The organism is Sphingomonas segetis, from assembly GCF_009720245.1.
GTDB lineage: Bacteria > Pseudomonadota > Alphaproteobacteria > Sphingomonadales > Sphingomonadaceae > Sphingomicrobium > Sphingomicrobium segetis.
The window spans coordinates 1-25,789 of the sequence record NZ_WJSQ01000002.1; the positions used below are offsets into that span (position 1 = coordinate 1).

A 25,789-nucleotide genomic window follows, 5' to 3' on the forward strand; every position below is an offset into this window, starting at 1 on the left:
GGCGGCGCGCGGCGGTGCTGCCATGGGCGGGCGCGGCGGCGGCGGCATCGGGGCAGGCGGCATTGGCGCCGGCGGATACCAATATTGCGCCGAAGCGCCGGCGGAGAGGCCAAGTGCGCTGAGCGCGAGTAGCGAATGGCGAAGGTTCATATCGCCACTGTAGTCGTTGAAACTGAACGATTACAGAATCGCCGCCTTCCAACAGGCGCGATTCATTCACCTTCCAGCGGAAGTGTGTCCTTTTCCGCTGTCGGCGCGCCCATTTCTTCGGCCGTTTCCTCGACCTGCTCGTCGTTAGGCGCGTCAGGGATTTCGGTTTCGCCAGGCGCGAGGCTGTCGTCGGCGATACCTGGGCCGGTGCCCGCAATCGTCTCGTTAATGGGCCTGTCGTTCGGCCCGGTGCTGATCTTTTCCCTGTCCTCGGCCATTGCCGCCTCCTTGCGCGGCATAGAGCGTTTGTTGGGGGACCGATGTTCCGGACCTTTGTTGCGCCGGTGAGCGGGGCCGCCCATATACTCGCCCATGACTCGCTTTCTCCCGATCCTTCCGCTTCGCGATATCGTCGTCTTCCCGCATCGAATCGTCCCTCTGTTCGTCGGCCGCGAAAAGTCGGTCGCGGCGCTCGAGGCGGCAATGGCCGCCGACAAGGAGCTATTCCTCGTCGCCCAGCTCGATCCGGGCGAGGACGACCCCGATCGCGACGCGATGTACGACCTCGGTGTGATCGCGACGGCGATGCAGCTGCTCAAGCTGCCGGACGGCACGGTGCGCGTTCTCGTCGAAGGCGTGAAACGGGCGCGTCTCGTCGATCTCGTGGAGCGCGACGGCTACATGGCCGCGGAGATCGAGGAGGTCGACGAGGATGCCGCCGACGGGCCCGAAGCCCAGGCGCTGATGCGCTCGGTCATCGACCAGTTCGAGAATTACGCCAAGCTCAACAAACGGCTACCGCCGGAAACCGGCATCCAGCTGTCGGAGATCGAGGATCCCTCGGTGCTCGCCGACGCAGTGGCGTCGAATCTGTCGATCAAGGTCGCAGACAAGCAGGCGCTTCTCGGGGAGCTCAATCCGTCGCGTCGTCTCGAGATGGTTTTCGCCTTCATGGAAGGCGAGCTCGGCGTGCTCCAGGTCGAGAAGAAGATCCGCAGCCGCGTCAAGCGCCAGATGGAAAAGACGCAGCGCGAATATTATCTCAACGAGCAGCTGAAGGCGATCCAGCGCGAGCTCGGCAACGAAGGCGAGGAGGGCGGCGACGAGCTCGCCGAACTCGCCGAGAAAATCCGCAAGACGCGTCTGTCCAAGGAGGCGAAAACTCGCGCCACCGCGGAGCTCAAGAAGCTTCGCGCGATGGCGCCGATGTCGGCCGAAGCGACGGTCGCGCGCAACTACCTCGACGTGCTCCTGGCACTGCCATGGGGCAAGAAATCGAAGCTCAAGAAGGACATCGCCGAGGCTCAAAGCGTCCTCGATGAAGACCATTATGGGCTGGAGAAGGTCAAGGACCGGATCGTCGAATATCTCGCGGTCCAGGCGCGTACCAACAAGCTCAAGGGGCCGATCCTGTGCCTCGTCGGGCCCCCGGGCGTCGGCAAGACCTCGCTCGGGCGGTCGATCGCGCGGGCGACCGGCCGCGAGTTCGTGCGCCAGTCACTGGGCGGCGTGCGCGACGAAGCGGAAATCCGCGGCCACCGGCGAACCTACATCGGCTCGCTCCCCGGCAAGATCATCTCGAACATCAAGAAGGCGGGCACGTCGAACCCGTTGTTCCTGCTCGACGAGATCGACAAGCTCGGCCAGGACTTCCGCGGCGACCCGAGCTCGGCGCTTCTCGAAGTGCTGGACCCGGAGCAGAACAGCCGTTTTCAGGACCATTATCTCGAGCTCGACTACGACCTCAGCGATGTGATGTTCGTGACCACCGCGAACTCGCTCGACATGCCGCAGCCCTTGCTCGACCGGATGGAGATCATCCGCCTGGAGGGCTACACCGAGGACGAGAAGGTGCAGATCGCCAAGCGCCACCTGATCCCCAAGCAGATGGAAGCCCACGGCCTCAAGGCGGAGGAACTGGTCTTCACCGACGAGGCGCTGCGCAAGATCATCCAGCATTACACGCGCGAAGCGGGCGTGCGCACGCTCGAGCGCGAGCTGGCCAAGGTCGCGCGCAAGTCGCTTCGCCAAATCCTCGAGAAAAAGGCCGAAAAGATCGAGCTTACGCCCGAAAACCTCGGCGATTTCCTGGGGGTCCGGAAGTTCCGCTACGGCATGGGCGAGGAGGAGGACCAGATCGGCGCCGTCACCGGCCTCGCCTGGACCGAGGTCGGCGGCGAGCTGCTGACGATCGAAGCGGTCACAGTGCCGGGCAAGGGCCAGATCAAGACGACCGGCAAGCTCGGCGAAGTGATGCAGGAATCGATCCAGGCGGCGATGAGCTTCGTCAAAGCGCGCGCCCCCGCCTTTGGCGTCAAGCCATCGATTTTCGCACGCAAGGACATCCACGTCCATTTGCCCGAAGGGGCGGTGCCCAAGGACGGGCCGTCAGCGGGCATCGGCATGGTGACGGCGATGATCTCGACGCTGAGCGGCATTGCGGTTCGCCGCGACGTGGCGATGACGGGCGAGGTGACGCTGCGCGGCAGGGTGCTTCCGATCGGCGGCCTCAAGGAGAAGCTGCTTGCGGCGATTCGCGGCGGGATCACGACCGTGCTGATCCCGGCAGAGAACGAAAAGGACCTGGTCGAGCTGCCGTCGACGGTGACGGAGGCGCTCGAAATTGTGCCGGTCGATCATGTCGACCAGGTGCTTGCGCGCGCGCTGGTCGAGCCGCTGCAGCCTATCGAATGGACCGACGCCGACGAGCATGCTGCCGAACCGCCGGTGCACCCGCCGATTGGGGACGCCGGTGCTCCTGTTCGCCACTAGGGTTCAGACAGCTACTGGACAGGAGCGGAGACTCTTGCCTTAAAGGCAGGTGCGCCTCGTGCGCGAGTCTCGCGGGCCGTGAGGGAGAGCCGGGGCATGAACAAGCAGGAACTCATCGGCCATGTCGCGGACCGCGCGGGGCTCAACCGCAACGAGGCCGCGCGTGCCGTCGAGACGATGCTGGAAGTCATCACGTCAACGCTCAAGCGCGGCGACGAAGTCCGCCTGGTCGGGTTCGGCAATTTCTCGGTCACTCGCCGCAAGGCATCCACGGGCCGCAATCCCCGGACCGGCGAGCCGATGCAGATCGCGGCAAGCTCCCAGCCCAAGTTCAGGCCCGGCAAGGTCCTCAAGGACGCAGTTCAATAGCCTGGGTGGACAGGCGAAATCCGGGCATTATATCCGCCGCACTTCAGCCAGGGCGTGGGCGCGTAGCTCAGCGGTAGAGCACACCCTTCACACGGGTGGGGTCGCAAGTTCAATCCTTGCCGCGCCCACCATGCCCCGCTACCTGACCCCCTCAAACCATGACTGTGGACCCAACCACCGCTCCGGGGGAGCGGCCGCCGCGCGACCTGTTGCGCGGCGCAGGCCTGTTCCTCGATTTCGACGGCACGCTCGTGGAGATCGCGCCGACTCCTGACGAAATTGTCGTCAGCAGCGAGCTACGCAGGCTCCTTGAACGCCTGTCCGACCGGCTAGATGGCAGGGTCGCAATATTGACCGGGCGCCATTCGGCGGAGGTCGAGAATCTGATCGGGTCCGTTCGCCTGACGATTGGCGGCCATCATGGCCTCGAAACGCGTACCGGCGGACGGGTGACGAGCGAGGGCGAACGCCCCGAGGCTCTCGACGCGGTCATTCAACGCCTGCGGACGCTGGAGCGAAAGCACCCGGGTGTGCTGGTCGAAGCGAAGCCGCTCGGCGTGGCGCTTCACTTCCGCGGGGCACCGTCTGCGGAAGAGGCATGCCGCACTGCAATTGCGGAGGCCGCGCGCGTGTCGGGACTCGTAATCCAGCCGGGGAAGATGGTGTTCGAGCTGCGGCCCGGCGGCTCCGACAAGGGCGACGCCTTACGCAGGATCGCGAGCGAGCCGCCGTTCCTCGGGTCGCGGCCGCTGTTCCTCGGCGACGACCTGACGGACGAGCCGGCTTTCGTCGCTGCGCGGGCTTTGGGTGGCGCCGGGGTCCTCGTCGGCGATCCGCGCCCGACTTCGGCAACTTATCGCATAGGGTCTGTCGCCGAGACACTCGCGTGGCTCGATGAGGCACGCGAGAGCGCATGACCTCGCTCGACCTCTGGCCGATCGGCAATTGCCAGGTGAGCGCGCTTGTCGATCGCTCCGGGCGCTTCGTCTGGGCGTGCGTGCCGCGGGTCGACGGCGATCCAATCTTCTCGTCCTTGCTTGGCGGCGGCAATGCGGAGCGTGGCTGCTGGTCGATCGAGCTGCAGGACTGCGCGGAGATCGAGCAGGCCTATTTGCGCAATACCCCGGTGCTTCGGACGGTCCAACGCGACAGCGCCGGCAACGCCGTCGAAATCATCGACTTCTGTCCGCGCTTCTGCCGCAACGGGCGGCCGTACCGGCCGGTGGCATTCGTCAGGATCGTGCGTCCGCTTGCCGGCAGCCCGCGCGTTGCAGTGACACTGAATGCGACTTCAGACTGGGGCTCCCCGACCCGGCCCGTGCCCGGCGGATCGAACCACCTTCGGTTCGAGTTCACGGCGCTGCCGATGCGCCTCACGACCAACGCGCCGGTCAGCTATGTAAGCGAAGCGCGCGAATTCCGGGTCGAGCAGCCGCTCTATTTCTTCCTGGGCCCCGACGAGAGCTTCGAGGGCGACCTTCACGAGTCGGTCGAGAACATGCTGCAGCGGACCATCTCCGAATGGCGCGAATGGGTCCGCGGCCTCGCCATTCCACTCGAATGGCAGGAGGCGGTCATCCGCTCCGCCATCACGCTCAAGCTGTGCCAGCATGAAGAGACGGGCGCGATCGTCGCGGCGCTGACCACCTCGATCCCCGAGCATGACGGTTCCGAACGCAATTGGGACTACCGCTTCTGCTGGATTCGCGACGCTTATTACACAGTTCAGGCACTGAATCGCCTCGGCGCGCTCGACGTCCTCGAATCCTATCTCGGCTTCCTCGGCAACATCGTCGATGGCGCGAGGGGAGGGCGGGTCCAGCCCCTCTACGGCGTTGCCGGCGAGGCGCGGCTCGAGGAGCGTATCGCGCCGCTGCTTCCAGGCTATCGCGGACTCGGACCCGTGCGGGTCGGCAACCAGGCTTATGAGCAGGTCCAGCACGATGCCTACGGCCAGATCGTGCTGTCGAGCGTGCAGGCGTTCTTCGATCAGCGGCTGCTGCGTCCGTCGGGCATCGAGGACTTCAAATCGCTCGAAAGGGTCGGGGAGCTCGCATGGCAGGTCCATGACAAGCCCGACGCCGGCTTGTGGGAGCTGCGGACGAGACAGGCGGTGCATACATATTCGGCGGCCATGTGCTGGGCCGCCTGCGATCGTCTAGGCAATGCCGCTGACTCCCTCGGCGTGACGGATCGTGCGCAATTCTGGAACGAGCGCGCCGCCAAAATCCGTGCGAACATCGAGCAAGCGGCGTGGCGAAGCGAGGCAGGGACGCTGTCCGCGACCTTCGAAGGGGACGTGCTCGACGCCAGCTTGCTGCAGCTGCTCGACCTGCGCTTCCTCAGGCCGGATGACGAGCGCTTCCAAGGCACGCTGCGCGAGCTGGAACGGAGCCTTCGGCGTGGGTCGCACATGCTCAGATACGCGACCGAGGATGACTTCGGGATGCCACAAACCGCGTTCAACGTGTGCACGTTCTGGCTGATCGAGGCTCTGCAGGCGGTCGGGCGCACTGCGGACGCGCGTTCCCTCTTCGAAGAGATGCTCGATCGCCGCACCGCTTCGGGGTTGCTTTCGGAAGACATTGACCCGGTCACGGGAGAACTGTGGGGAAACTATCCGCAAACCTATTCGCTTGTCGGAATGATTAATTGTGCCGCCCTGCTGAGCAGACCGTGGAGCTCGATCCGGTGAGTCGTCTGATCGCCATTTCGAACCGGGTGTCCGTCGCCAGCGGCGAGCTGTCGAAGGCCAGCGGCGGGCTCGCCATGGCCCTTACCGCGGCCCTGCGCGAATCCGGCGGACTATGGTTCGGCTGGTCGGGCAAGCGGACCGACCGCTTTTCGGGACACATCGATTTCAACCGTGTCGACGGCGTTACGACGGGCACGGTCGATCTCGAAGACCAGGACATCGATGAATATTATAACGGCTACGCGAATCGCACTTTGTGGCCGCTATTTCACTACCGGATCGATCTTGCGGAATTCGAGCGTGACTTTGCCGGGGGCTACCAACGCGCTAACGTCCGCTTCGCGGAAACGGTGCGTCCGCTGATCGAGCCCGACGACGCGATCTGGGTTCAGGATTATCATATGATCCCGCTGGGTCGCGAGTTGCGCCGCAGGGGCTGCCGCAATCGGATCGGCTTCTTCCTTCACATTCCGTGGCCGCCCCCCCGTCTGCTTGCGACGCTTCCGGAGGCGCAGGAGCTGGTCCGATCGATGTTTGCGTACGACGTCATCGGGTTCCAGACCGAGGAATGGCTGAAATCCTTTTGCACCTATGCCGAGGAGGAGCTCGGAATCCAGCTCGTGGACGGCGTCGCTCACGCCGATGGAGCCGAGGTCCGGCTGATCAGCTGCCCGATCGGGATCGACGCCGCACACTTCGAAGCGCTCGCCGATGGACCGGTCGCGATCGAAACCGCGGCGCGCATGCGCGAAAGCGCGGACAAGCGGGTGATGATCGTCGGCGTCGACAGGCTCGACTACAGCAAGGGCGTGGAAGAGCGCTTTCGCGGCTACGAGCGCTTTCTGACCGAGAGCCCCGAGGAGCGGAAGCTCGTCTTCCTGCTGCAGATTGCGCCGACGTCGCGTGGCACTGTCGAATCGTACCGGCGCATCCGGGAGACTCTCGAGGGATTGTCGGGCCGCATCAACGGCGAGCATGCCGATCTCGACTGGGTGCCGATCCGCTACGTCAACCGGAACTACCGGCGGGAAGAGCTCGCGGGCGTATTCCGCGCGGCGAAGATCGCGCTCGTGACCCCCCTTCGCGATGGCATGAACCTTGTCGCCAAGGAGTTCGTGGCGGCGCAGGAACCGGGCGATCCCGGCGTGCTGATCCTCTCGCGCTTCGCGGGCGCCGCCGAGCAGCTGACCGACGCCCTGCTGGTCAACCCCCACAGCGCCGAGGAAATCGCCGACGCGATCCGCGCAGCACTGAGGATGCCGAAGGAGGAGCGTATTTCGCGCTGGCGAACAATGAAGGCGAATGTCGATCGCGAGGACGTGCACTGGTGGCGCACGCGCTTCACCGATGCGCTGATGGCGCCGCCGCTGCGCACCGCCGAGCAAGTCTCGAGCGAAAGCGCCTAAATCGCCAGATAATCGGGCTGGAAGCTCGCGACGCGACGGATTTCGGTCCAGTCGCTGAATTCGATCTCGCGGCCTTTCCGCCTGATCAGCCCCTGGCGCTCCATGTCGGCAAGCACGCGATTGACGTTGACCGAGGTCTGACCGGTGATGTCGGCGATCTGCTGCTGTGTGAAGGGGTTGAGCATGTGCGCATCCTTGACGTGCATCCGCACCGCGGTCTCGCACAGCAGATGGGCGACGCGCGCGGTCGAGTCCCGCCTTCCGCAATTGACCAGCCATTCGTAGCCGATAGCTTCGTTGCGCTGGATGAGGCGCCGGAAGAAGCGATGCAGCTCCGGATGCGCGTCAACGATGGGGTCGAAGTCTTCGGCCCGTCCGACCATCACTTCGCTTCGGACGATGGCCTGGATGCCATATTCGGCGATGCCGCCGCTCGGAAGGATTCCCTCGCCGGGGAAGCGCAACGCGACGATCTGCCGGCGGCCGGAGGAATCGCTTTTGAACTTGGAGAGGATCCCGGAGCGGACGAACATGACTTCGTCGCGCGCGGCGCCCGGTTCGCGAAACGGCCGGCGAGGCTCAACCTGCAGGACACGATGCGACATCTCGTCGAGAAGATCGGCGAGATAGGGCTCGAGGCCCGCTGAGATCAGCGTCTCGCGCAGGGACACCCCCTGCGTTGCCGACTTGAATCGCCGACTCGCCATAGCGGCCTCTCCCCGTGCAACGATGCGCCTGGTTAGAGGGAGACGCAAGGCATACATGAAGAATTATATAACATGCATTTATCAAAAGTTTGCATGGAACTGCGGCGCGCGTGCGCGCCTTGCGTTCCTTCGCCCCGCCTCCTAAGTGCCCCGCGCGGGGCAAGGGAGCCGCTCCCGATACGCACCGTGGCGATCGTAGCTCAGCTGGTTAGAGCACTGGTTTGTGGTACCAGGGGTCGGGGGTTCAAGTCCCCTCGATCGCCCCATTCCTCGCAATGCAGAGTTAGCGCATTCCAATGACCACGCCATGGGGCCTGCCGGACTTCGACGACCACGAAGCGGTTCACTTCTTCACCGACCACAAGTCCGGTTTGAAGGCGATCATCGCCGTCCATTCGACCCATCTCGGCCCGGCCGCGGGCGGGGCGCGCTTCTGGCACTATGCCAAGGACGAGGAAGCGCTGGTCGATGCGCTGAGGCTGTCGCGCGGGATGAGCTACAAGAATGCGATGGCCGGACTGCCGCTCGGCGGCGGCAAGTCGGTGATCTTGGCGGACGAAGAGCGGACCAAGTCACCCGAGCTGCTCCACGCATTCGGCAAGGAAGTGGACAAGCTCGGCGGGCGCTACATCACGGCTGAAGACGTCGGCATGAGCGTGACCGACATGATCGAGGTCGCGCGTTCGACCGGGTTCGTGGCGGGACTGCCGAATTCCGCGGGAGACGTCGGTGGCGACCCGGGCCCGCACACCGCGCTCGGCGTGTTCCTCGGCATCAAGGCCGCGGTCAAATGGGCACTCGGCAAAGACAGTCTGAACGGCCTCCATATCGCGCTGCAGGGCGCCGGAAGCGTCGCGACGGGAGTCGCGCTGCACGCCTGCGCGGAGGGCGCGAGGCTGTCGATCGCCGACATCGATCACGCCAAGGCGAAGAAGCTCGCTGACAGGGCAGGGGGCAAGGTGGTGTCGCCCGAGGAAATCCTTAGCATCGAGGCCGACGTCCTCAGCCCGTGCGCGCTCGGCGCGATCCTCGACGAAAGCACGATCCCCGATCTGAAGGTTCCCGTGGTCGCGGGCGCGGCGAACAACCAGCTCGCTACCCCCGAAGACGGCGAGCGGCTGCTCGCGCGCCAGATCCTCTATGCACCGGATTATGTCATCAATGCCGGCGGCATCATCAACGTCTGCACGGAGTATCTCGGCGACGGCGATGCCAGCCTCGTGCGTCACCGCATCGAAGGCATCCCGCGGCGGCTCGAGCAGATCTGGGCCGAAGGCTCGGAAACGGGCACGGATCCGGCCTCGGTTGCCGACGCTATGGCGCAAAGGCTGATCGGAAGGGCATAAGCCGCACCGACGTGCACGCTCTGGCAAATCCCGCTCGCTTCCTGCGCATCGCCCGACCGGCGACCAGCTGGCTGCTGCTCGTCGGCCTCGCGCTGGCGATTGGCGGCATGGTCGCGGGCCTGACGCTCACGCCGCCCGATTATCTCCAGGGCGAGACCGTGCGCATCCTCTACATCCACGTCCCATCGGCATGGCTCGGTATGGCCGGATGGGCGGGTATTGCCGCGGCGTCGGTCAGCCAGCTCGTGTGGCGCCATCCGCTTGCGGCTGTCGCGGGAAGAGCCGCCGCGCCCGCCGGCGCAACCTTCGCCGCCATCTGCCTGGTCACCGGCTCGATCTGGGGCCGCCCGACCTGGGGAACCTGGTGGGAATGGGACGGCCGCCTGACTTCGATGCTTGTGCTGTTCTTCCTCTACCTCGGCTATATCGCGCTTGGCTCGGCCGAGCGCGAGCGCGGCGGTGAGGGGCGCATTGCCGCAATCTATGGCCTCGTCGGCGCGATCAACCTGCCGATCATCCACTATTCGGTGCTGTGGTGGCGTACGCTTCATCAAGGGCAGAGCATCGGCCTGAGCGGCTCGAGCATCGATAACAGCATCCTGTGGCCGCTGCCGTTGACGATGGTCGGCTTCACCTGCCTGTTCGGCGCGGCAGTGCTGATGCGGATGCGCGCCGAGCTTGCCGAAACCAAGGTCGAGGCGCGGATGCGGCGGATGGGCACCGCATGAACCCGTGGCCCTTCGTCGTTGCGGCTTATGCGGTGGCAATCCTCCTGACGGCCGCCTTGCTGCTATGGTCGTTCGCATCCATGCGGCGGGCGGAAGCGGCCGCCGACGCGATCACCCGCAAATGAAGCCGAAGAACCAGCGCCTCGTGCTCGTGGCGGCAGCGATCGCGGCGGTGCTTGCCGCGGTGCTGCTCGCCATGTGGGGACTACGCGACCGTGCTTCCTATTTCTACACGCCGGCGGACATCGCGGGCGGTCAGGCGCCGGCCGGACAGGCGATGCGGCTCGGTGGAATGGTCGAGGAGGGCTCCATCAAACACCTACCGGATGGCGTCACGATCCGCTTCGTCGTCACCGACGGCAAGGCGCGGACGCCGGTCGTCTATCGCGGGATCGTCCCGGACCTGTTCCGCGAGGGCACGGGAGCCGTCGCGGAAGGGCGGCTCGAGAATGGCACGTTCGTCGCCGACACGATCCTCGCTAAGCACGACGAGCGCTACATGCCGCCCCAGCTCGGCAATCTCGCCGCCGAGCACAAGGCCGGCCAGACGCTCGAGAAATGATCGCCGAGACGGGCCTTGCGGCGCTGTGGCTCGCCGCCGGTCTCGCGGCGCTTCAGTTCCTGCTGATGATCCTTGCACTGCGCAGCGGCGCCGAGGTCGCGCGCGCGATGCGCTCGATCGCCCTCGTCCAGGGCGTGCTGACGCTCGTTGCCTTCGTCATGCTGCTGGTCGTGTTCGCGCGCAGCGACATGTCGGTCGCGCTGGTGTTCGAGAACAGCAGCGTCGTCAAACCCTTCATCTACAAGGTCGCCGGCGCATGGGGAAACCACGAAGGCTCGATGCTGATGTGGGTGACGATCCTCGCCGTCGCCGGCGCGTTCCTCGCAGTCCTCGCGCATCGGACGGGGGAGCGCACGCTTCTCGCCGCCCTCGGCGCGCAGGCTCTCCTGGCGCTCGGCTTCTATGCATTCCTGCTGTTCGCCTCGAACCCGTTCGCCCGGCTGTGGCCTCCGCCGCCGGACGGGCAAGGGCTCAACCCCTTGCTCCAGGACCCCGGCCTCGCGTTCCACCCGCCGACGCTTTACCTCGGCTATGTCGGCCTATCGGTTGCCTTCAGCCTCGCCGTCGGCGCATTGCTCACCGGCGAGGTGGATTCCCGCCTTGGGCGGGCGATGCGCCCGTGGGTGCTCGGCGCATGGCTGCTGCTGACGCTCGGCATCACCGCCGGAAGCTACTGGGCCTATTACGAGCTCGGCTGGGGCGGCTACTGGTTCTGGGATCCGGTCGAAAATGCGTCGTTGATGCCGTGGCTCGCGGCGACCGCGCTGCTTCACTCGATCAACGTGCTCGCGGCGCGAGGCGCACTCAAGGCGTGGACGATGATGCTCGCCGTCATCGCCTTCTCCATGTCGATGGTCGGAACCTTCCTCGTCCGCTCGGGCATCCTGACCTCGGTTCACGCTTTCGCCATCGACCCGGAGCGCGGGACCTTCCTGCTGGCATTGCTTGCCATCTACGTCGGAGCGGCGTTCGTTCTTTTCGCGGTGCGCGGGGCAAACCTCAAGGAAGGCGCGCCGTTCGAGCTGGTGAGCCGCGAGAGCGGATTGGTGATCAACAACCTTTTCCTGACGGTCATCCTCGGCGTCGTGTTCGTCGGCACGCTTTACCCCTTGTTCGCCGAGGCGGTCAGCGGCGAGAAAATGTCCGTCGGGACGCCCTATTTCAACGCCGTCGCGGGGCCGCTCGCGCTACTCCTTGCGGCGCTGGTCGGCGTTGGCCCACTGCTCGCCTGGCGCCGCGAGCGGCGGCCGGTGCTCAAAAAGCTGACCGTGCCGGCGCTGCTCGGCGCCACCGCGCTCGCGATCACGATCATCCTTGCGCCGCAAATCCATATTCTGCCGCGCCTCGGGTTCGCGGTCGCAGCATATCTCGCCGCCGCGAGCATCCTCCCGCTGATCGGCCGCAACCCGTTGCGCGCGCCGCTTGCGACGTGGGGGATGGTTGTCGCGCATTTCGGAATTGCAGTGGCGCTGACCGGCATGGCCGCCAATTCCGCCTTCACGACCGAGAGGCTTGCGATCGCGAACCCCGGTGACGTGCTGTCTGTCGGCCCGTGGCAGGTGCAGCTCGAAAGTGTCACGCCGGCCGCTGGGAAGAACTGGACAGCGATCCAGGCGCAACTGCGCGCGACGCGCGGCTCCGGCATTGTCACGCTGGCGCCGCAGATGCGCTATTTCTCCGACCCGCCAATGGAAACCAATGAATCCGCGATCGCGAGCTTCTGGAACGGCCAGCTCTACACCGTGGTGGGCAGGCAGGACGTTTCCGGCGCGTGGCAGCTGCGGCTGTGGTGGAAACCGTTCGTAACCCTGATATGGGCCGGCGGTGGGCTGATCGCTCTGGGCGGGGCGCTCGCGCTTTTCGGCCGGATTTGGATGCTGTTCCGGCGCCGGTCGAGGGCGGCCGAATGGCGAACGGAACGCTACGCATGACCCGCGCCGTCCGCTTCGCGCCTTTGGCGCTTCTGCTCCTCATCATCGCCGCGCTGGTGTGGCGGCTCGCGACCCCGGCGGACACCAACGTCCATTCGACGCTCGAAGGCAAGGCAGTGCCCGGTTTCGACCTCGGCGAAGCACTGCCCGGCAAGCCGGCGCTGTCGTCGGCAGATCTTGCGTCCGGGCAACCGCACCTCGTCAACATCTTCGCGAGCTGGTGCGTGCCGTGCGTCACCGAGGTGAAGGTGCTCGAGGCGCTCAGGGAAAGGGGCGTCCGGATCGACGGCATTGCAGTGCGCGACCGGCCGGAAGATCTCGCCGAATTTCTCGCGCTGAACGGCGACCCTTATGAGCGGATCGGAAGTGACGAGCGGAGCCAGGTCCAGATTTCGCTGGGCTCGTCCGGAGTTCCCGAAAGCTTCGTGGTCGATGGCAAAGGCGTGATCCGCTACCAGCACATCGGTGCGATCGAACACAGCGACGTACCGATGATCCTGGCGAAGCTGGAGCAGGCGCGGTGAGCGTTCATTCGTCATCCCCGCGAAAGCGGGGACCCAGCAAAATGAAAAGATGGGTTCCCGCTTTCGCGGGAATGACGATGATCTTGTGTTCGCCAGTACTCGCCGACAGCAATCTGCCGCCATCCTACTGGTCGAACCGCCAACTGCCCGACGCGAGGCAGGAAGCGCAGGCGCAGGCGCTGATGGAGCAGATCCGGTGCCTCGTCTGCCAGGGCCAGTCGATTGCCGACTCCGACGCGGAGCTTGCCGGCGACATGCGCGATCTCGTGCGGCGGCGCATCGCGGCTGGCGAAAAGCCGAGCGCGATCCGCGCCTGGCTGATCGACCGCTACGGAAGCTGGATCAGTTACAAGCCGACCGCGGAGCCAGCGGCCTGGCCGCTGTGGCTGGCGCCCATTGCGCTGCTGCTCGCGGGAGCGTGGCTGATCCGCCGGCGCATTCGGTTGAAGGGCCGCTGATGGGCTGGCTCATCCTCCTTGTGCTGATTGGCGCAAGTATTGGTGGCATCCGGCTGCTCGGCGTTCGGGGACCGGGGCTCACTGCAAGCGCGGCGGCGTTGCTGCTTGGCGGCGCCGGCTACGCGCTCCAGGGCAGCCCCGACCTGCCGGGCGCACCCGCCGAGACAAGCGAGGGGCGCAACTTCCTGCCGCTCACCGAGGCGCGCCACGCATTCTTCGGGAGCTTCACTGCGGCCGAATCATGGCTGCGCATGTCGGAGGCACTGGCACGCGCCGGAAACAGCGCGGATTCGGTCGGAATCCTCGAGAATGCGGTCAAACGCTATCCCGGCGATCCGGAGCTGTGGATCGGCCTCGGCAACGCGCTGGTGGATCATGCGCGCGGGCTGACTCCTGCCGCGGAGCTCGCCTTTCGCCGCGCCGAACAGGCGGCGCCCGGCCATCCCGCTGCTCCGTTCTTCTACGGCCTTGCGCTCGCCCGCTCCGGGGATCGCGAAGGCGCAGTCAGGCAATGGAAAGAGATTCTCGCAAAGGCACCGCCCGAAGCAGCCTGGCGACCGCTGGTGGAGCAAGGCGTCGCGGCGCTCAGCGCGCCTGCGCCTGGAGCGCGCGAGCGTGCGCAATCGCCTCCGGAAGCTTCTCCGCGATAAGCCGCGCCCGCAACGCGAGTCCGTCGTCGGCGCGAAGGGGGACCGGAACGTCGGGCAGGATTCCGCGTACCTCATTCGAACCGTCGGCCCGGAAGCGGACGCAGTCGGGCAGTTTCAGAACGGCGCCGCTGTTCTTCAGCGTCGTCGGCGTGCCGCCCCAGGTGTAGCCGCAGCCCGCGCCGCCGGTGCGGGCACCCATGACGACTGCCGCGCGATTGTCTTGGAGCACGGCCGCGAATTCTTCCGCCGCCGACCATGTCTCCTGGTCGGTCAGGACGATCAGAGGTCCATTCCACACTCCGTCGTGGTAGGGGAATTGAGCGGGGTTGAAGACGAGCACGCCCCATTCCTTCCCGTCGAACGCACCCGCCGGGGCGGAACCCACGAGCCCCACGGAGAAACCCGCAGTGGCGGTCCGCGGGCAGGCCGGCGAGGTCGCAGGGCAGGGCGCTTGCGCCTGTCTCAGCGCCGCATCGGCTTCGGCGGCCCACCGCAGCAGCCGCTGCTTGTCGGCGGCTGGTGCGTCCTTGGCGAATTCACGGAGCTGCCCGCCGAGATCACGCCACTGCTTCGCCCAATGCTCGCCGCGAACGAAGCCCCGGCGCTCGGAGACGAGCTTCCGCGACGAGAACATCCGCGCCGCCGCTTCCGCCCATTCGGACCCGCCACCATTGTTCGTGAGGTCGACTAGCAGGGTGGTTGCGCCAGCTGCCGCGAGCTCCTGCAGCCGCTGCTCGAGCGTCACGGTCAGATCCCGGTAGGCGAAGGTGACGATCCTGTTCTGGCACTCGTCATCGCAAGGTTTGTCGGCCGGAATCGCCAGTTCGTGAACGGCCGCGCGGCACAGCTCGGGATAGCCCTGCGGCTGGAAGATGCCGATGCGGACGACCCCGACCCTGATGTCCCCGACGGTCAATGTGCCTGCGTGGAACGGGCTGCCGGTGGATGCGAGTTCGGCGTACCCGGGCAACGCCTGCGCTGTGCCCGGCTCATTCTGGCGCTGGTCGTAGCCGATGCTGCCGCACAGGTCGAAACTCGCCGACGGCGCTCCGCCACTCGAAGTCGTCGCTGCGGCCGTCGGTTCCGGCCACTCGATCACGACGTGACCGTCACCGGTTTTGCGGGCGAGCCGGTTGAACACCGCCATGGCCTGCGCATCGTTCTGCGCGCGGCCCATCCGTTTGGCCAGATCGGCGAAAAGCTTGTCGACGCCGACCTCGCGCTCGCCCTCGAGCCAATCGAGGTTGGCATATTTCTCGTGGAACGCCTGCCGCGCCTGCTCGAGGTCGGCGAGCCATGCCGCCCGGTCGAAAGGCTCGGCGCATGCCGGCCCAGCGAAAGACATGGCCGCCGCAACCGCAGCCAGAGCCCCCCACAGCCTCATCGATCAGGCGGCAACCGGCTCGAAGGAGAGGTCGAGCGCCTCGGCGACGGCCAAGTGGCGGATTTTACCGTCCGACACGTTGAGGCCGTTTGCCAGATGGGGATCCTGCCGCATCGCTTCCTCTGCGCCGAGGCTGGCGATCTTCAGCGCGAACGGAAGGGTCGCATTGTTGAGCGCGAAGGCGCTGGTGCGCGCGACCGCTCCGGGCATGTTTGCCACGCAATAATGGATGATGCCGTCGACCTCGTAGACTGGGTCGGCGTGGGTCGTCGCGTGGCTGGTCTCGAAGCAACCGCCTTGGTCGATCGCAATGTCGACGAGCACGCTTCCCCGCTTCATCGTCTTCAGCATCTCGCGGGTGACGAGCTTGGGCGCAGCGGCGCCGGGAACGAGCACGGCGCCGATCACCAGCTCGGCTTCTTTGACCGCGCTGGCGATCGCCGCACGTGACGCGTAGGCCGTCTTGATCTGGCTCGAGAAGAACATGTCGAGCTCGGCAAGGCGGTCGTTGTTGATGTCGTAGATCGTCACGTCGGCGCGCATGCCGGTCGCCATCTGCGCCGCATTGACCCCAGACACGCCGCCGCCGAGGATCGCGACCTTGGCCGGCGCGACTCCAGGAACGCCGCCGAGCAGCACGCCGCGACCGCCTTGCTCCTTCTCGAGATAATGGGCGCCGACCTGGACCGACATCCGGCCCGCCACCTCGCTCATCGGTTTGAGCAGCGGAAGCGAGCCGGTCTTCGAGGTCACGGTTTCATAAGCGATGCAGATCGCGCCGGACTTCAAGAGGCCGAGCGCCTGCTCCTTGTCCGCTGCAAGGTGGAGGTAAGTAAACAGGATCTGGCCGGGCCGGAGCATCGCGATTTCCTGCGGCTGCGGCTCCTTGACCTTCACGATCATGTCGGCGGAGTCGAACACAGACTTCGCATCCGGCAGGATGGTCGCGCCGGCCTTTTCATAAGCCTTGTCCGGGCAGTCGATTCCTTGACCCGCGCCAGCCTCCACGAACAACTCGTGCCCGTGGGCGACGAGCTCGGCGACCGAAGCCGGCGTCAGCCCAACGCGATACTCGTGAACCTTGATCTCCTTTGGCACCCCGATGCGCATTTATTCGTTCGCTCCAGCTAGATGGTTGCGCGGGCCTATAGACCGGCTTTTCGCCTCTGTCCCCTGCGATTGCGGGGCCGGAACGGCAGTGCTAGTGGGGCGCCTCCGCGAGAGATGATCTCGCTCGCGGCCGCCGGGATGCGAAGCCTCAGACAGTCGAGTCCGAACCCTAAAGCATGAGCATCACCGCCACTGGAGCCGCCGAAGCCGAGGCGCCACACGATCCCGCGCACGGGCACGCCCAGGGGCCGCTCTACAAGCTCGCGATCGGAGCGGTCGGGATCGTCTTCGGCGATATCGGCACTTCGCCGATCTATTCGTTCCGCGAAACCTTCGCGGGCCACCACCCGCTGGTGCCCGACGAGTTCCATATACACGCGGTCCTCTCGATGATCTTCTGGTCGATGATGATCGTCGTGACTCTGAAATATGTGTTCATCATCATGCGCGCGGACAACAAGGGTGAAGGCGGCAGCCTGGCCCTCCTGGCGCTGATCAACCGCACCATCAGCGGCAAGAAAAGATGGACCAGCGGGATCGTCATGCTCGGCGTGTTCGCTACCGCGCTGTTCTACGGCGACAGCATGATCACGCCGGCCGTGACGGTGCTTTCCGCGGTCGAAGGCTTGACGACGGTGCAGCAGGCGTTCGCCCCGTTCGTCATCCCCGCGGCGGTCGTGATCCTCGTCGGGCTGTTTGCCATACAGGCGAGAGGCACGGCGCGCGTCGGCATGATGTTCGGCCCGATCATGCTCGTTTACTTCGCCGCGCTGGCAGTGCTGGGGGTGATTCACATCGTCGACCGCCCAACGGTCATGCTGGCGATGATAAACCCGCTCAATGCCGCGTCCTTCTTTGCAACCGAGCCGATGCGCGCGTTCCTTGCGATGGGGTCGGTCGTACTCGCCCTGACCGGCGCGGAGGCGCTTTACGCGGATATGGGCCATTTCGGTCGAAAACCGATCAAGGCGGCATGGCTGTATTTCGTCCTGCCGGCGCTGCTGCTCAACTATATGGGGCAGGGTGCGATGCTGCTCTCGCTTCCGCCGAATGTCGTGCTGACCGCGGTCAGGGACCCCTTCTTCTACCTCGCTTCGGAAGCGTGGCGACTGCCGCTGGTGATCCTCGCGACGCTGGCCTCGATCATCGCCAGCCAGGCGGTCATCTCCGGCGCCTTTTCGGTTACGCATCAGGCGATTCAGCTCGGCTTCGTGCCGCGCCTCAGAATTACCCATACGAGCGAAAGCGCCGCCGGGCAGATCTACATCCCCGTCGTCAACTGGGCCCTGATGATCATGGTGCTGCTGCTCGTCCTCACCTTCCAGACTTCGTCGAACCTCGCCGCGGCCTATGGGATCGCGGTGACTGGCGCCATGCTCATCGACACGGTGCTGATTGCCGTAGTGCTGTTCACGATGTGGAAGTGGAACCGCGTCCTCTCGGCTGCGCTGGTGGTGCTCTTCTTCACCGTGGACATCGGCTATTTCAGCTCGAACCTCACCAAAGTGCCCGCGGGGGGCTGGTTCCCGCTGCTGGTGGGCGCGATCGCTTTCACCTTCCTGACGACCTGGGCCAAGGGCCGGCAGTTAATGATCGCCCGGATGAACGAGGCCAGCCTGCCGATGGAGATTTTCATCAAGTCGGCCGCGCCGAGCGCAGCGCGGGTCCCCGGGACTGCAGTGTTCATGACCAGCGCGTCGAGCGGCGTGCCGCATGCGCTGCTGCACAATCTCAAGCACAACAAGGTGCTCCACGAGCGCGTGATCCTGCTGACCGTCAAGATCGAGGATGTCCCTTATGTCCCCGACGAGAAGAGGCTCGAGCCGAGGGATTACGGCGCCGGCTTCTTCCGCGTCGTGCTGCGCTACGGCTTCATGGAGGAAATCAACGTCCCCGCGGCGCTCGCGCAGCTCAAGGGCATCGGTCCGCAGTGCAAGATGATGGACACCAGCTTCTTCCTCGCGAGGCAGACCTTGCTGCCCTCGTCGCGACCGGGAATGGCGATCTGGCGCGAGAAGCTGTTCGCCTGGATGCTGCGCAACGCCGAAAGCGCGATGGAATTTTTCAAGCTTCCGACGAACCGCGTCGTCGAGCTCGGGAGCCAAGTGGAAATCTGATTTTATGCTCCCGTCAAAGCAGTAGCCCAATCTTTCCAGGGCGGGGTCGGTGCGTTGGCAGGGATACATGTTGCAGGCACACGCATTGCCGCCAAATGGCTGACACTATTTCCTGGGCCGCGACCGTCGCGACCATTATCGGCGCGTTCATGACCGCATCGAACCTCGGCTCGCGCATCACTGGATACGGTTTCGCGGTCTTCACGATCGGCGCCCTGTGCTGGATTGCCGTCGGCGCGCTGTCGGATCAGCCCGCGCTCATGTGGACCAATGTCGTTCTGCTTGCCCTGAACACATTCGGCGTGTGGCGCTGGCTCGGGCGTCAGGCAGGCGTGGAGGAAGGTGCCCGTTCGGCCTCGGAAGCAAGCGAGCGCAGTCCCGGGGAAGCGCTATTCCCCGTGTCGCTGCTCAGCAGAGCCCCGGTGCGATGCGGCCAGGCGGAAGTGGGCCATTGCATCGATGCGATGGCCGGCTGCCGCAGCGGCCGCCTGGATTATCTCGTCGTGTCGGAAGGAGGGGTGGCCGGCGTCGGCGAAAAGCTGCGCCGACTCTCATGGAACGACGCACATGTTGAAGGCGAACTTGTCGTCACGGACCTGGCTGCGGATCGCTTCGAACACCTTGATGAGCTGCGAAGGGACGAATGGCCGGGGCACTGATAGTCACCGCGGAAATCGCACTCGGCGACTTTTCGTGGCTTGAGGCGCTTCGGCGCGCGCATTATCCTTCCGAGCGCAATCGGGTGGCGGCGCACCTCACCATGTTCCGTACGCTTCCTCCGTCGGCCGAGACCGCGCTTCGATCGAGACTAGGCGGCACTGTTCGAGGCCGGACGACCAAGGCGACGATTGCCGGCCTCATGGACCTCGGTGGTGGGGTTGCCTTTCGGGTCGTCTCGCCCGACCTGGACGCCGTTCGCGACGAACTCGCCGACGCTCTGCACGGTCTCTTGGGCGCTCAGGATAGCGGCGGGTGGCGGCCGCACATTACCATTCAGAACAAGGTGGCGCCGAAAGTCGCGCGTGCGCTGAAAGCCAGTCTCGAGGAAAGTTTTCAGCCACGCCCGCTATCCATCGCCGGCTTGGCCATCCACCGCTACCTCGACGGTCCGTGGGAGCGGATCGCGACCTACCCGTTCAGGTGACGTCGCCGATGCCGTCGCAGCTGAGATCGAACGCCGCGAGGCCTGAGTCCAGCACCGAGGCGAGCATCGGCTGGTCCATCAGCTCGTTGATGGCCTCGTCGACGCTTTCGCCGACGAGACTCTGCGCCTCATCCATCGCCTCGTCCCAATCGGCCGCCTCGTAGGTGCCCTGGCCGACCCAGCAAAAGGCGATCACCTCGGCGAGCTGATCCTCGCCGAGATCCTCGAAAACGGCGCGAAGCTCTTCCTCGACGCTGTCGTTGATGTCGTCCTCGAGCACGCTGAGCGCGCCTTCCTGTTCATCGTCGACGTCGTCCGCGTCCTGGTCGTCGGCATAGTCGACCGTCTGCGCCTCATATTCCCGCGCGCGCAGGATAATCCGGCAAAGTGTTTCGAGCGGCGTGAGCGGGTCCATCGAAGCCTCTTCTCCTGCGCGCTCAACGACAGCAGCATTAAGCGGTTCCTCGCGTTGACCGGCCCGATGCACGCTCTTATATGCCGCGCCTCCAGCGCCCCGGGCGGGCGCCTTTCAGGCTTTGGGGCGGAGTAGCTCAGCTGGTTAGAGCAGCGGAATCATAATCCGCGTGTCGGGGGTTCAAGTCCCTCCTCCGCTACCATCCACTTTCCGGGCGCGCGCCCCCTCACTAAAGCACACTTAATTCCCACCCAGTTTCGGCTTAAGAACGATTTTGCCCTCGCTTCGCGCTCCTGAGGGCCGACGGGATTCCGTCCGGTGGTCGCTTTCTCGATCTGGAGGGTGCGTCCATGATAGCCGATGACACGCTTGCGTACGCCGATGCCGAATGCACGGAAGCGGCACCTGAATGCTTTTCGCCGGCGTGGTGGCACGCGCGCAGCCACCAGGAGCTGCGCGAGTTCCTCGATCGCGGGTTTGGAAGCGCAGGGTTCGATGGGGCTACCGCGGAAGCCGAGCGGCGGGCTCGCGAGCAGCGCAAGGCCGAAGACGAATCCGCCCGGCGCAAAGCAGCGCGCAAGAAATCGCTGCGCCTGGGGATTTTGGAGGCCCTGTTGCTGGGCTGCCTTGTCGCGGTGATCGCGATCCTGCTGCTTCGCTAGCGCGTTCAGCGCTCGAGGGCTGCGAGGGACTCGCCCAGGTCGGCGATTAGATCGTCGGGATCCTCGAGGCCGATGTGCAGGCGGACGAGATTGGGTGCGGGCGCGGTGCTTGTCGTTCGATACGGACTGATCGGAAGCGCCAGGCTCTCGTACCCGCCCCAGCTGTAGCCGATGCCGAACAATTCGAGGCCGTCGATGAACGCGGCGCGCGCGCCCTTGAGCTCGAACGAGAACAGGCCCGACGAGCCGTGGAAATCGCGCTTCCACTGCTCATGGCCGGGGCAGTCGGAGAAAGCGGGGTGGAGGACGCGGCCGACCTGCGGCTGTGACTTCAGCCAGTCTGCGACCTTGAGAGCGCTCTCCTCGTGCTGCTTCAGGCGGACGGCCATGGTCCTCAGCCCGCGCGAGCCGAGCCACGCATCGTCGGGCGAGACGCAGTGGCCGAGGTCCCAGCTGATCTCCTGCAGGCGGTCGTAATGGTCCGGAGTTGCCGTGGCGGCCCCGAGCATCACATCGGCGTGGCCGCCGACATATTTGGTGGCGGCAAGGACCGTGATGTCGACGCCGGCGGCGATTGCCGGAAAGAGCAGGGGCGTCGCCCAGGTGTTGTCGAGCAAAGTAACGATGCCGCGCTTGCGCGCGATCGCGCAAATGCCCGGGACGTCCTGCACTTCCATGGTCAGCGATCCAGGGCTCTCGAGCAGGATTGCGCGCGTGCGGTTGCCGATCAGGTCGGCGATGCCGGAGCCGACCAGCGGGTCGTAGTAGCGGGTGGCAACGCCGTAGCGGCTGAGGAAGCTGTCGCAGAATCGGCGTGTGGGCCCGTAAACACTGTCCGTTGCCAGCAGCTCGTCGCCCGGTTCGAGGACGGCAAGCAGGGGAGTCGTGATCGCAGCAAGCCCCGAGGAGTACAACGCGGTCCCGGCGGCGCCGGGCTCGAGCTCCGTCAGCGCCTCGGCAAGCGCCCACTGTGTCGCAGTTCCCTGCAAGCCATATCGATATGTGCCGAGTGCCGGTCGGCTGGCGTGGAGATCGGCGACGCTGTCGAACAGGATCGTCGATGCGCGCTCCACGGGCGGATTGACCAACCGGCGGCGCCACTCCTTGCGCCGCCCGCCTTCGACCAGCCGGGTTGCCTTGCCTTTGTCACGATCGGTCATGGGATGCATTCATACGGCCGCAGCTCAAGAGAAGCCGGCCAAGACGGCGGAGAGGTGTCGCGCGTCGTTCCGAGCTTAGAGTCCTGCCCGGTCGTCCGTCGTCGAGTAGGGTTGCTCCTGGATGCTCGTATCGACGTCGATCACCTTGTAGAAGATGCAGCGCGCGAGAAGGCCGCTGATGAGCAGGTAGGCGGCGAGGACCACCATGATGATCGTCGCCACGGGCGGAAGCACGCCGAGATAGGCGAGGACCGCGAGCCCAATTGCGAGAACGATTCGAACGACCCGGTCTTCCGGTCCGACATTCCTGGCCATGTCGTCTATCCCCTTGTGATCACCGTGGTCCCGTGTGGTTCATGATACGCCTGAACCGCGAGGACACAACGGCCGAGTTTGCGCCTTGCTTGGCTTGACGGGCTGATCCCTTAACTGCGGCGTGACGTCAATATGATTGCTCAAAAGCAAACGCCCGGATCGACCAGCGATCCGGGCGCCGTGCGTGACGATTGCTCGTCAGCCCCCTTGGATGTGCCGCGGCCAGAATCCCCAGGACGCGATCAGCCCGTTCCCCAGCACGAGCGTTCGCGACATCCCGGCCGCCACCCGAACCCGGCCCAAGAGCCATGCGTTCGGATGGAAATTTGAGTAGGACCCTGCAGAAGCGCTGTCACGCCGGGAAATTGACGCAGGTTGCTTTTTCGTCGCTGCTGTGTCGGTGGGGACACATGACATGAGCCCGGCAGCTCCGGTTGCACGCCCGGTGCTGTGACCCTACAGCGCGGCGCCATGCGCTGGTCCCGAGCATTCCTCCCCGTTCTCAAGGAGAGCCCCGCCGACGCGCAGATCGTCAGCCACAAGCTGATGCTCCGCGCAGGGCTGGTGCGCCAGACCGCCGCCGGCATTTATGCGTGGCTGCCGCTCGGCTTCCGGGTGCTCAAGAAGATCGAGCAGATCGTCCGCGAGGAACAGGACCGCGCGGGTGCGCAGGAAATGCTGATGCCGACGCTCCAGTCGGCCGACCTGTGGCGCGAGAGCGGCCGGTATGAGGCGTACGGACCCGAGATGCTGCGCATCCGGGACCGGCACGACCGCGAGATGCTCTATGGGCCGACCAACGAGGAAATGATCACAGTTCTCTTCCGCGATGAGGTGAAGAGCTACCGCGATCTGCCGCGCACGCTCTACCACATCCAGTGGAAGTTCCGCGACGAAGTCCGGCCGCGGTTCGGCGTGATGCGCGGGCGCGAGTTCCTGATGAAGGACGCCTACAGCTTCGACCTCGACGAGGCGGCCGCGCGGCAGAGCTATTACACGCAGATGCTGGCGTACCTGCGCACCTTCCAGCGGATGGGGATCCGCGCGGTGCCGATGAAGGCCGCGTCGGGGCCTATCGGCGGCGACCTGTCCCACGAGTTCATCGTGCTTGCGCCGACCGGCGAGAGCGAGGTGTTCTACGATGCGGCGTACGAGGAATTCGATTGGAACCAGGCCGGCCTCAACTACGGGGACGAAACAGGGCTGCAGGGCCTCTTCGACCGCGTGAATTCGACCTATGCCGCCACGGACGAGACGCACGACGTCGCGAAGTGGGAAGTGTTGCCCGAAGGCAACCGCCGCACAGGGCGCGGGATCGAGGTCGGGCACATCTTCTACTTCGGCGACAAATATTCGAAGGCCATGGGGCTCAAGGTCTCGGGCCGCGACGGCACGCCCGTCACGCCCATGATGGGCAGCTACGGCGTCGGCGTGTCGCGCCTCGTCGGAGCGATCATCGAAGCCAGCCATGATGACGCAGGGATCGTCTGGCCCGAGGCGGTTGCGCCGTGGCAGGTCGGGATCGTCACGATGCGCGCTGACGACGGGGCGAGCGTCGCCGCGGCAGACTCGTTGTACACCGAGTTGATCCGCGCCGGGGTCGAGGTGCTTTACGACGACCGCGACGAACGCGGCGGCGTCAAGCTCGGCTCGATGGACTTGATCGGACTGCCCTGGCAGGTGGTCGTCGGTCCGCGCGGCATCGCCAGCGGCACTGTCGAGTTAAAGCGCCGTTCAACCGGCGAGCGCGAGGAGCTGAGCCTCGAAAGCGCGCTGGCGAGGCTGACGGAATGAAGCACCTGTGTACCCCGGCGAAGGCCGGGATCCAGCCCAACAAGAACTTCTGGACCCCGGCCATCGGGGTCCCCGCAAAGTACTACTTTGCGGGGTGCCCCTGCGCCGGGGTACAGGCAGAATCATGATCCTCAACCGCGCGGAGCGGATGCTCACCCGGCGCTACCTCCTTCCCGGCAAGGGCGAGGGGTTCATCTTCCTCGTCGCGTCGATCAGCCTGATCGCGGTCGCGCTCGGCGTCGCTGCCTTGATCATCGTGATGAGCGTGATGAACGGGTTTCGAGCCGAGCTTTTCGACAAGATCGTGGGATTGAACGGCCACGCCGTCGTCCAGGGGTACGGCGGAAGGCTGCCGGATTGGCAGCGGATCGCCGATACCGCGAAGAAGACGCCCGGCGTGACATCGGCGCTGCCTCTGATCGAGACGCCGCTGATGGCAACCGCGAACGGCCGCTTCGAAGGCGTGCTGGTGCGCGGCATGCGGGTCGAGGACATCCGCGGCAACAAGACGATCACCTCGAATGTGCTCGCCGGCGACATCCGTTCGATCGCGCCGGGCAGCAACCGCGTGGCGCTCGGCTCCCGGCTTGCCGATACGCTCGGCGCTTATCCCGGCAGCCAGATCACCCTGTGGAACCCGGAAGGCCGCTCGACCGTGGTCGGCACCGTCCCGCGCGAAGTAACCTACACGGTCGGCGCCATCTTCGAGATCGGCGTCTACGATTACGACAAGGCGTTCGTCATCATGCCGATGCAGGACGCGCAGGAATTGATGCTGATGGGCGATCAGGTCGGGATGATCGAAATCCAGACGAGCAATCCCGACAAGGTGCAGGAAATTCTCGCGCCGCTGCGCAAGCTCGTCCAGGGCAAGGGAGTCATCACCGACTGGCGGCAGATGAACTCGGCCTTGTTCCAGGCGCTCGAGATCGAGCGTGTCGCGATGTTCATCGTGCTCTCGCTGATCGTGCTGGTGGCGGTCTTCAACATTCTGTCGTCGCTGATCATGCTGGTCCGCGCCAAGACTCGCGACATCGCCATCCTGCGCACCATGGGAGCGAGCCGCAGAGGCATGATGAAGGTGTTCGTGACGGTCGGCGTGACGATCGGCTCGCTGGGTATCCTGCTCGGCATCGTCCTGGGCGCGATATTCCTGTTCTTCCGGCAGGACGTTGTCGACGCGATCCAGGCGATAACCGGTCAGAATTTGTGGGACCCGTCGGTGCGATTCCTCACCGATCTCCCTGCCAAGAGTGACCCGTTGGAGATCGCGGCAATCGTGCTGACGGCGCTGATCCTGTCGTTCCTCGCCACGCTCTATCCCGCCTACAAGGCGGCGAGCACGGACCCTGTGCAGGTGCTGCGCTATGAGTGAGGAGTCTTCGCGGAC

General features: G+C 65.3%; 26 protein-coding genes and 3 tRNA genes. 22 read left to right on the forward strand and 7 right to left on the reverse strand.

Annotation, left to right across the window (positions count from 1 at the left end):
- Nucleotides 1–212 precede the first annotated feature (212 nt).
- On the reverse strand, nt 213–428 hold the full coding sequence (locus GH737_RS00240; protein WP_155262856.1) for a hypothetical protein: 216 nt from the start codon (nt 426–428) through the stop codon (nt 213–215).
- A 94-nt stretch (nt 429–522) separates the two neighbouring features.
- Between GH737_RS00240 and lon the strand changes: the two genes are divergently transcribed.
- From lon to GH737_RS00270, 6 genes are all read left to right on the forward strand, one after another.
- Nucleotides 523–2,922 carry an endopeptidase La gene (gene lon / locus GH737_RS00245; RefSeq protein ID WP_155262857.1) on the forward strand — a complete coding sequence of 800 codons (2,400 nt, stop codon included), beginning with the start codon at nt 523–525 and terminating at the stop codon, nt 2,920–2,922.
- A 78-nt stretch (nt 2,923–3,000) separates the two neighbouring features.
- Complete coding sequence (locus tag GH737_RS00250; protein ID WP_275401935.1) at nt 3,001–3,291, forward strand: HU family DNA-binding protein; 291 nt, start codon at nt 3,001–3,003, stop codon at nt 3,289–3,291.
- A gap of 56 nt (nt 3,292–3,347) precedes the next feature.
- Nucleotides 3,348–3,422 (forward strand) — tRNA-Val (locus tag GH737_RS00255).
- Between the two features lie 27 nt (nt 3,423–3,449).
- Nucleotides 3,450–4,208, forward strand: coding sequence for a trehalose-phosphatase (otsB, locus tag GH737_RS00260; RefSeq protein ID WP_155262859.1), 759 nt, complete (start codon nt 3,450–3,452; stop codon nt 4,206–4,208).
- Entirely contained in the window at nt 4,205–5,986 is a 1,782-nt protein-coding gene (locus GH737_RS00265; RefSeq protein ID WP_155262860.1) for a glycoside hydrolase family 15 protein, read from the forward strand. The genes otsB and GH737_RS00265 overlap by 4 nt, the downstream gene beginning before the upstream one ends.
- The gene (locus tag GH737_RS00270; protein WP_155262896.1) at nt 5,983–7,392 is read left to right on the forward strand and encodes an alpha,alpha-trehalose-phosphate synthase (UDP-forming); all 1,410 of its coding nucleotides are present in this window, start codon (nt 5,983–5,985) and stop codon (nt 7,390–7,392) included. Before GH737_RS00265 ends, GH737_RS00270 begins: the two co-directional genes overlap by 4 nt.
- Here GH737_RS00270 and GH737_RS00275 read toward each other — a convergent pair.
- The gene (locus GH737_RS00275; RefSeq protein WP_196232891.1) at nt 7,389–8,099 is read right to left on the reverse strand and encodes a Crp/Fnr family transcriptional regulator; all 711 of its coding nucleotides are present in this window, start codon (nt 8,097–8,099) and stop codon (nt 7,389–7,391) included. The two genes, GH737_RS00270 and GH737_RS00275, sit on opposite strands and share 4 nt — an antisense overlap.
- Before the next feature lie 189 nt (nt 8,100–8,288).
- Here GH737_RS00275 and GH737_RS00280 point away from each other — a divergent pair.
- From GH737_RS00280 to GH737_RS00320, 9 genes are all read left to right on the forward strand, one after another.
- A tRNA-His gene (locus GH737_RS00280) sits at nt 8,289–8,365 on the forward strand.
- 30 nt (nt 8,366–8,395) lie between these two features.
- Nucleotides 8,396–9,445: a Glu/Leu/Phe/Val family dehydrogenase gene (locus GH737_RS00285; RefSeq protein WP_155262862.1), complete on the forward strand. Its 1,050-nt coding sequence runs from the start codon at nt 8,396–8,398 to the stop codon at nt 9,443–9,445.
- Between the two features lie 11 nt (nt 9,446–9,456).
- Entirely contained in the window at nt 9,457–10,173 is a 717-nt protein-coding gene (gene ccmC, locus GH737_RS00290; protein ID WP_155262863.1) for a heme ABC transporter permease CcmC, read from the forward strand.
- Nucleotides 10,170–10,298: a heme exporter protein CcmD gene (locus GH737_RS00295; RefSeq protein WP_155262864.1), complete on the forward strand. Its 129-nt coding sequence runs from the start codon at nt 10,170–10,172 to the stop codon at nt 10,296–10,298. Before ccmC ends, GH737_RS00295 begins: the two co-directional genes overlap by 4 nt.
- Nucleotides 10,295–10,735 carry a cytochrome c maturation protein CcmE gene (gene ccmE / locus GH737_RS00300; RefSeq protein WP_155262865.1) on the forward strand — a complete coding sequence of 147 codons (441 nt, stop codon included), beginning with the start codon at nt 10,295–10,297 and terminating at the stop codon, nt 10,733–10,735. Before GH737_RS00295 ends, ccmE begins: the two co-directional genes overlap by 4 nt.
- Nucleotides 10,732–12,666 (forward strand): heme lyase CcmF/NrfE family subunit, encoded by a 1,935-nt coding sequence (locus GH737_RS00305; RefSeq protein WP_155262866.1) that lies wholly within the window; start codon nt 10,732–10,734, stop codon nt 12,664–12,666. Before ccmE ends, GH737_RS00305 begins: the two co-directional genes overlap by 4 nt.
- Nucleotides 12,663–13,190, forward strand: coding sequence for a redoxin family protein (locus GH737_RS00310; protein ID WP_155262867.1), 528 nt, complete (start codon nt 12,663–12,665; stop codon nt 13,188–13,190). The genes GH737_RS00305 and GH737_RS00310 overlap by 4 nt, the downstream gene beginning before the upstream one ends.
- 71 nt (nt 13,191–13,261) lie before the next feature.
- Entirely contained in the window at nt 13,262–13,648 is a 387-nt protein-coding gene (locus tag GH737_RS00315) for a cytochrome c-type biogenesis protein (protein WP_230558541.1), read from the forward strand.
- A complete protein-coding gene (locus GH737_RS00320) occupies nt 13,609–14,298 on the forward strand; it encodes a tetratricopeptide repeat protein (RefSeq protein WP_196232892.1) in 690 nt (229 codons plus the stop codon). The genes GH737_RS00315 and GH737_RS00320 overlap by 40 nt, the downstream gene beginning before the upstream one ends.
- Here the strand turns inward: GH737_RS00320 and GH737_RS00325 are convergent.
- Together GH737_RS00325 and ald are read right to left on the reverse strand one after the other, a co-directional pair.
- Nucleotides 14,234–15,643, reverse strand: a complete 1,410-nt coding sequence (locus GH737_RS00325) for a S41 family peptidase (RefSeq protein ID WP_196232893.1) — start codon at nt 15,641–15,643, stop codon at nt 14,234–14,236. The genes GH737_RS00320 and GH737_RS00325 overlap by 65 nt on opposite strands.
- A gap of 42 nt (nt 15,644–15,685) precedes the next feature.
- Nucleotides 15,686–16,792: an alanine dehydrogenase gene (gene ald, locus GH737_RS00330; RefSeq protein ID WP_155262871.1), complete on the reverse strand. Its 1,107-nt coding sequence runs from the start codon at nt 16,790–16,792 to the stop codon at nt 15,686–15,688.
- A 176-nt stretch (nt 16,793–16,968) separates the two neighbouring features.
- On the opposite strand from ald, the gene GH737_RS00335 reads away from it, so the two are divergent.
- The 3 genes from GH737_RS00335 (at nt 16,969) to GH737_RS00345 (ending at nt 20,053) form a co-directional block, all read left to right on the forward strand.
- Complete coding sequence (locus GH737_RS00335; RefSeq protein ID WP_155262872.1) at nt 16,969–18,909, forward strand: potassium transporter Kup; 1,941 nt, start codon at nt 16,969–16,971, stop codon at nt 18,907–18,909.
- 149 nt (nt 18,910–19,058) lie between these two features.
- Nucleotides 19,059–19,568: a PRC-barrel domain containing protein gene (locus GH737_RS00340; protein ID WP_155262873.1), complete on the forward strand. Its 510-nt coding sequence runs from the start codon at nt 19,059–19,061 to the stop codon at nt 19,566–19,568.
- A complete protein-coding gene (locus GH737_RS00345) occupies nt 19,553–20,053 on the forward strand; it encodes a 2'-5' RNA ligase family protein (RefSeq protein WP_155262874.1) in 501 nt (166 codons plus the stop codon). The genes GH737_RS00340 and GH737_RS00345 overlap by 16 nt, the downstream gene beginning before the upstream one ends.
- Here GH737_RS00345 and GH737_RS00350 read toward each other — a convergent pair.
- Entirely contained in the window at nt 20,046–20,468 is a 423-nt protein-coding gene (locus GH737_RS00350; protein WP_155262875.1) for a DUF3775 domain-containing protein, read from the reverse strand. The genes GH737_RS00345 and GH737_RS00350 overlap by 8 nt on opposite strands.
- Before the next feature lie 125 nt (nt 20,469–20,593).
- Here GH737_RS00350 and GH737_RS00355 point away from each other — a divergent pair.
- Nucleotides 20,594–20,670: transfer RNA gene (locus GH737_RS00355), tRNA-Met, on the forward strand.
- Nucleotides 20,671–20,818: 148 nt separating this feature from the next.
- Nucleotides 20,819–21,130, forward strand: coding sequence for a hypothetical protein (locus GH737_RS00360; RefSeq protein ID WP_155262876.1), 312 nt, complete (start codon nt 20,819–20,821; stop codon nt 21,128–21,130).
- 5 nt (nt 21,131–21,135) lie between these two features.
- On the opposite strand, the gene metC is transcribed toward GH737_RS00360, so the two are convergent.
- A complete protein-coding gene (metC, locus tag GH737_RS00365) occupies nt 21,136–22,290 on the reverse strand; it encodes a cystathionine beta-lyase (protein ID WP_155262877.1) in 1,155 nt (384 codons plus the stop codon).
- 75 nt (nt 22,291–22,365) lie between these two features.
- Nucleotides 22,366–22,605, reverse strand: a complete 240-nt coding sequence (locus GH737_RS00370; RefSeq protein ID WP_155262878.1) for a YgaP family membrane protein — start codon at nt 22,603–22,605, stop codon at nt 22,366–22,368.
- Between the two features lie 471 nt (nt 22,606–23,076).
- Between GH737_RS00370 and proS the strand changes: the two genes are divergently transcribed.
- Both proS and GH737_RS00380 read left to right on the forward strand, forming a co-directional pair.
- Nucleotides 23,077–24,399 carry a proline--tRNA ligase gene (proS, locus tag GH737_RS00375; protein WP_155262879.1) on the forward strand — a complete coding sequence of 441 codons (1,323 nt, stop codon included), beginning with the start codon at nt 23,077–23,079 and terminating at the stop codon, nt 24,397–24,399.
- Between the two features lie 124 nt (nt 24,400–24,523).
- Complete coding sequence (locus GH737_RS00380; protein ID WP_155262880.1) at nt 24,524–25,774, forward strand: lipoprotein-releasing ABC transporter permease subunit; 1,251 nt, start codon at nt 24,524–24,526, stop codon at nt 25,772–25,774.
- Nucleotides 25,775–25,789: the final 15 nt, after the last annotated feature.